This window comes from Pararhodobacter sp. SW119 (assembly GCF_017811755.1).
Taxonomy (GTDB): Bacteria; Pseudomonadota; Alphaproteobacteria; order Rhodobacterales; family Rhodobacteraceae; genus Pararhodobacter.
Genome location: NZ_JADDJF010000135.1, coordinates 1 through 1,929, shown reverse-complemented (window position 1 = coordinate 1,929; position 1,929 = coordinate 1). Strand labels below are relative to the sequence as shown.

Here is a 1,929-nt window from a genome sequence, read left to right as displayed (position 1 = left end):
TGCGCATTCCACGGAAGCTGGGCATCGATTCCACGCGATCGTGGGCAGCTATTCCACGGCATCGTGGGCAGCCATTCCACGCCTCGGGCAGTCTGGCCGACGACGGCATGGAGTCAGGCCTGACCGGTTTGGTCAAGCGGTTTCGTGATGCTGGTGTGTCGTCGCATGCTTTCTCCGGCGAGCTTAAGGCGGTGGGCGTTGTGAACGAGCCTGTCGAGGATGGCGTCGGCGAGCGTTGGGTCGCCGATTGCCTCGTGCCAGTGCTCGACCGGCAGCTGGCTGGTCACGATGGTTGATCCGCGGCCGTGTCGGTCCTCGAGGATTTCCAGCAGGTCGCGGCGCTCCGAGGGGGCGAGGACGGACAGGCCCCAATCGTCGAGGATGAGCAGGTCGACTCTGGCGAGAGCCTTGAGCATCCGGGCGTGACGTCCGTCACCGCGGGCGATGGCGAGCGCCTCGAAGAGGCGCGGCACCCGGTGATAGGCGACGACACGCCCGTCCCGGCAGGCCTTGTGCCCCAGCGCGCAGGCGATCCAACTTTTCCCCAGGCCGGTCGGCCCGGTGATCAGAAGGTTCTCGTGACGAGAGATCCAGGCGCCGTCGACGAGATGGGCGATGACGGCGCGGTCGATGCCGCGCGGGGTGCGCAGATCGAGGTCCTCGACGCAGGCGGCCTGACGGAGGGCCGCGAACTTGAGCCGGGTGGTGAGGCGCTTGGCATCCCGTTCGGCGGCCTCGCGGTCGACCAGGAGGCCAAGCCGTTCCTCGAAGCCGAGGGTGGCGAAGGTGGACGGGACCCGGCGCTGTTCGTCCAGCGCCGTGGCCATGCCGGTGAGGCCGAGGGTGATGAGCCGTTCGGTCGTGGGGTGGGTCAGCAAGGGCAGTCTCCTTTCAATGGTAATAGCCTTGGCCGCGGATGTTGGCGTGTTGGAGGGTGCGATCCTCGGTCGTTTCTTCGAGGAAGGCCCGGTCGAGACCGGTTTTCAGGATCGACCGGATCGATGCGACCGAACGGGCGCGGATCGACAGACCGCGCCGACAGGCGGCATCGAGGCGGGCGGGCTCGAAGCTCTTGGCCAGGGCGAGCACGCCCAGGCAGGTTCGGAAGCCCTGTTCGGGATGGGGACGGTCGGCCATCACCGCTTCGCAGAACGCCGTGACCGAGGGGCCGAGCTTTGCCGCCGCAGCCAGCATGCGCGCCGGGGTCCACTCCGCATGGCGGCGGTGGGCCGAGGGCATGTGCTCGGGCACCGTCACGTGGCTGCGCCGGCCGGGACAGCGTGGGTGGCTGGCAACCCGTTGCCCTTTGCAGAAAATCTCGACGATTGCGCCGCAGACGCGGATATCGACCTCTTGCCGGATCAACTCGAACGGCACGGAATACCAGGAGCTGTCGACCTCGACATGGTAATCCGGTGCGACCCGTGCCCGCTTCCAGCGGGCGAATTCGTAGGGCTGCGGCGGCAGCGGTTGCAGGTTCGGCCGGTCCAATGTCGCGAACAGGTCGGCGCGGCTGGCGCCGTAGCCGCGCATGACGCGCATGTTCAACTGATCCAGCAGGCGCCGGATCGCGACATTGAGATCGGCCAATGAGAAGAACCGCAGATTTCTCAGCCGCGCCAAGATCCAGCGTTGCGCAACCTGCACCGCGACCTCGACCTTCGCCTTGTCCTTGGGCTTGTAGGGCCGCGCCGGCAGGATTGCCGTGCCGTAATGGCCGGCCATCTCGGCATAGGTGCGGTTCAGGCCCGGGTCGAAACGGTCAGGCTTGAACACGGCCGACTTCAGGTTGTCGGGCACCACGATCTTCGGCACGCCGCCGAGGAACGCGAACATCCGGACATGGGCGCCGATCCAGTCCTCGAGGCCCTCGGAGGCCACAGCCTCGGCATAGGTGTAGTTGGACGCTCCCATGGCCGCGACGAAGAG

At 67.1% G+C, this 1,929-nt stretch carries 2 protein-coding genes; both read right to left on the bottom strand.

Annotation, left to right across the window (positions count from 1 at the left end):
* Positions 1–113: 113 nt before the first annotated feature.
* On the bottom strand, positions 114–878 hold the full coding sequence (gene istB, locus IM708_RS20840) for an IS21-like element helper ATPase IstB (RefSeq protein WP_209428467.1): 765 nt from the start codon (positions 876–878) through the stop codon (positions 114–116).
* 13 nt (positions 879–891) lie between these two features.
* Positions 892–1,929: IS21 family transposase (gene istA, locus IM708_RS20835; protein WP_209428466.1), on the bottom strand; the 1,038-nt coding region annotated here is incomplete at its 5' end.